The organism is Halomonas sp. (assembly GCF_052095695.1).
Classification (GTDB): Bacteria; Pseudomonadota; Gammaproteobacteria; order Pseudomonadales; family Halomonadaceae; genus Vreelandella.
Map to the genome: position 1 here is coordinate 1 of NZ_JBQDLQ010000160.1, position 3,720 is coordinate 3,720.

The 3,720-nt window shown below is 54.2% G+C and carries 5 protein-coding genes; 2 read left to right on the top strand and 3 right to left on the bottom strand.

Annotation, left to right across the window (positions count from 1 at the left end):
- Positions 1 to 417: 417 nt before the first annotated feature.
- Positions 418 to 987, bottom strand: a complete 570-nt coding sequence (gene ampD / locus ACTH5D_RS17560; protein ID WP_096282290.1) for a 1,6-anhydro-N-acetylmuramyl-L-alanine amidase AmpD — start codon at positions 985 to 987, stop codon at positions 418 to 420.
- A gap of 94 nt (positions 988 to 1,081) precedes the next feature.
- On the opposite strand from ampD, the gene nadC reads away from it, so the two are divergent.
- Entirely contained in the window at positions 1,082 to 1,936 is an 855-nt protein-coding gene (gene nadC, locus ACTH5D_RS17565; protein ID WP_096278228.1) for a carboxylating nicotinate-nucleotide diphosphorylase, read from the top strand.
- Between the two features lie 19 nt (positions 1,937 to 1,955).
- Here the strand turns inward: nadC and ACTH5D_RS17570 are convergent, their stop codons facing one another.
- Complete coding sequence (locus tag ACTH5D_RS17570) at positions 1,956 to 2,486, bottom strand: GNAT family N-acetyltransferase (protein WP_096278226.1); 531 nt, start codon at positions 2,484 to 2,486, stop codon at positions 1,956 to 1,958.
- Positions 2,487 to 2,611: 125 nt separating this feature from the next.
- On the opposite strand from ACTH5D_RS17570, the gene tsaA reads away from it, so the two are divergent.
- Positions 2,612 to 3,361, top strand: a complete 750-nt coding sequence (tsaA, locus tag ACTH5D_RS17575) for a tRNA (N6-threonylcarbamoyladenosine(37)-N6)-methyltransferase TrmO (RefSeq protein WP_096278223.1) — start codon at positions 2,612 to 2,614, stop codon at positions 3,359 to 3,361.
- Between the two features lie 3 nt (positions 3,362 to 3,364).
- Here the strand turns inward: tsaA and ACTH5D_RS17580 are convergent.
- Positions 3,365 to 3,720, bottom strand: a 356-nt coding sequence (locus ACTH5D_RS17580) for a phosphoribosylaminoimidazolesuccinocarboxamide synthase (RefSeq protein ID WP_441673483.1), incomplete at its 5' end; no start/stop codon positions are given.

Here is a 3,720-nt window from a genome sequence, read left to right on the forward strand (position 1 = left end):
AGACTCATAGAGGTCTCTCCGAATGACGATAAATGACAATAATCCCCGCTACCCGGTAGGGCCTGGGGCGGTGGTGTGGCATACCACTACGCACCAACATTCAGCCGGCAAATGGTTGCCGGATAGGTTTTCGCTCTACATTCAACAAGCTACGTACATCTTGATGTAGTAAAGCTACACAAATGTCGTAAAAGTTAGCCTTTTGTATAGGTGAAGATACCGCAAAGTCGCCACGCTGCCAATTCTAGATCAACGTAAAAGCCTATCGAAAACAAACTATTGCACTGCAACATAAGCGATTTATAGAACATCACCCAGTATGACTAAATGCCTGCACCCTGTAATTAAACTACCGTTTTATTATCTAGCTATTGAAGCACTTAATAGGAGTACGGTGATGAGCATTAGCATTCACCGCTATTCTTTTAGCAACCTATAAAAATACGCCCAGTCAAAGGCGGGCCCAGGGTCTGTTTTGCGCAGTGGCGCGACATGCGCATGACCGGTGATACGCCCACTATCGAGCTGAGGGTAGCGGCTGAACAACCATCTTGTCGCCCGTGCCAGCGCCAGATACTGCGCTTTAGTAAACGGTGTTACATCATCCCCTTCAAGCTCAATACCCACTGAGAAATCGTTAAGCGTCCTACGCCACATAGCTTGCCGCGCATCCCACCAGCAAGAACGTCCTGCATGCCAGGCACGCTGGTCGGTATCAACAAACTGAACGCACTCGCCATCGCGGCGTATCAGCAGGTGAGCAGATACTCTTAAATGGGCAATGCTCGCAAAAAAAGGATGCTCATCGATCGCCAGCTGATTGGTAAACAGCGCTTCAATCGCCGTACCGCTAAACTCACCCGGCGGAAGGCTTATCGCATGAATCACTAGCAGTGACACTTCGCCGTCAGGCCGATTATCAACGTTAGGCGAGACGACTTTTCGTGCACTTTCCCACCAGCCGCTAAGCGTTTGTTGATTTTCCACGCGCAAGGCCTCCTCTTGGTTAGCGCTCTCATTCACCGCTTTCTTTCATTATACTGGCCGTACACATTTTAAGACGCCTAGAGAATCCAACGCTATGCACTATCAATCTGCTCTTGCCGAAGAAATCCGCGCCAGCGCTGCTCGTCTGATAGCAGAAGACGTTGGCCCTGGCGACATTACCGCGCAATTGATCCCTGAGCACCAGTGGGCCACGGCAGATATTATTACCCGCGAAGCCGCCGTGCTATGCGGCGCAGCCTGGGTGGACGAAATCTTCCGCCGACTGGATAGCCGTGCAAGCTTAAGCTGGCACGCCGCCGACGGTGATAAGCTTGAGGCGGGCCAGTGCTTCTTAACCCTGGAAGGCCCCGCTCGAACACTGCTCACCGGCGAACGAGCGGCCCTCAATGTGCTGCAAACACTGTCTGCTACGGCCACCGCAACACGCACCTATGCCGACCTGATTGAAGGCACCAACGCACGCCTGCTCGACACACGCAAAACACTGCCTGGCATGCGCCTAGCGCAGAAATATGCGGTTACCTGTGGCGGCGGCCACAATCATCGGCTTGGTCTCTGGGATGCGTTTTTGATCAAAGAAAACCACATCACCGCCTGTGGTGGTATCCAAGCCGCGGTCGCCCAGGCACGAAAGTTGGCCAGCGACCTGCCCGTGGAAGTGGAAGTCGAAAGCTTTGAGGAATTGGATCAGGCGCTGGCCGCCGGTGCCGATATTGTGATGCTCGACAACTTCGCTATTGAAGACCTTTACGCTGCAGTCGAGATTAACGGTGGCCGCGCCACTCTGGAAGCCTCAGGCAACGTTGATGCCAGCACTTTGCGTGCAATCGCCGACACCGGCGTCGACTGCATCTCTAGCGGCGCGCTCACCAAGGATATTGCCTCGATTGATCTCTCAATGCGCATTACACGTAGCTATAGCGTGTAAGGGCTGATTATGAATCAACCTACGTTTCAATCGCGCTAAGAGACTTTGATAGTCGGTAACGCTGGAGCCGCTCTCCACTGCGCTCCACCCACTGTTCGCCGTGGCTTTCCCAGCCGCGGCGCAGCAGGCGCTCATAGAGCACTAGGCTCGCCTCTATCTCCACCCGCCCCTTGCCTTCTTCAAGCAGCATTCGCTCTGCATGGACAAGCAGCGTCGTGCCAATACCGCGGCCTGCTAATGACGGCCATACATAGAGCGTCTCAATTCGCCCTGTGGATAAGTCCAATTCCAGAAACCCGACACACCGGCCATCGCAAGTAGCCACTAGCGTGGTATACAGCGCTTGGCGCACCGCCCACGCACTGCCCTCTCGTGGCAGAGCCTGAGCCCACGCACGTCTCTCGGAGAGCGTGTAGTGAGTCGCCGCGCCCTGCATCACTGCATGATAAAAGACTTCAGCCTGATCAGCCGCGTCGCGTGCCAACGCTGCGCGACAAATCACTCGCGCGTCTGTGGGCACTACCGTTTGGTGCTCCTCGGTATTGGTCATACGTCACCTCTGAGCTGTTCGGCGTACATTTGAAAAAGGTTCTTTCGATAAAGGATCATTCGATCACACTTAACCTACCGGCCTGCTTTATACTACGCAGCCAGTTTCCAGTAAAAGGCAGTGTGATGGACGACGCCCTGCACAACGAGCATTTTACGCTATCTCCCATTGGCCATGTGGTGAGCGACTACCCGGACAAGTTCGGGATTCCGCGCCAGCCCGGCCTCGCACCGGCCGCACAAGCCACGCTTGTACTCACGCCCCCTTATAACGACCCGCTAACAGTGCGCGGCTTGGAAGATTTCAGCCATCTCTGGCTAACCTTTATTTTTCATCAGAGCCCTGAGCGCTGGTCACCGCTAATACGGCCACCGCGCTTGGGGGGTAACAAAAAGGTGGGTGTTTTTGCCAGCCGCAGCACACACCGCCCGAATCGCCTAGGGCTTTCACTGGTAGCCTTAACAGACATTAACACTCAAAACGGCGTGACGCTGACGCTATCAGGCTGCGACTTGGTCAGCGGCACCCCGGTGGTGGATATAAAACCCTATCTGCCCTGGGCCGAAGCTCTTCCTGATGCGCGCTCAGGTTTTGCGCCTAACACGCCGTCATTGATTGAAGTCATTTTTCATCCAACGGCCCTAGCAGCGCTTGCCCAACGGCAAGATGGCGCTACCCTGCATGCACTAATAGAACAAGTGTTGAGACAAGACCCGAGACCAGCTTATCAGCAAAAAGACGCTGCCTCTGGTCGCCTATATAGCGTGCGCCTGCGCGATGCGGACATTAAATTTCAGCCATACCAAAACAGCGAAGCCACCACACTGGAGGTGGTGGCTATCGAATCTTACGAGACGCCATCAAGCAATGCTTAAGCTTTAAGCGGGAAACGTAATACCCAGACGGCGGCCAACTTCTTCGTAAGCCTCAATCACACCGCCCAGCCCCTGACGGAAGCGATCTTTATCGAGCTTTTCACGGGTGTTAGCGTCCCATAGACGGCAGCCATCCGGGGAGAACTCATCGCCCAGCACTATCTCGCCTTTGAATACGCCAAATTCCAGCTTGTAATCCACCAACAGCATATCGCCCTCTGCGAACAGTGCTTTGAGGATATGGTTAACCTTAAAGGTTAATACCTTCATTTGAGCTAACTGCTCAGGCGTTGCCCAGCCGAACGTCTCCGCTAGCGACTCGTTTATCATCGGGTCGCCCTTCTCGTCATTCTTCAAGA

Bases quoted from the DNA above. Each gene is read 5' to 3' on its own strand.
- nadC (WP_096278228.1), top strand. From the start codon at position 1,082: ATGCACTATCAATCTGCTCTTGCCGAAGAAATCCGCGCCAGCGCTGCT.
- tsaA (WP_096278223.1), top strand. From the start codon at position 2,612: ATGGACGACGCCCTGCACAACGAGCATTTTACGCTATCTCCCATTGGC.
- ACTH5D_RS17570 (WP_096278226.1), bottom strand. From the start codon at position 2,486: ATGACCAATACCGAGGAGCACCAAACGGTAGTGCCCACAGACGCGCGA.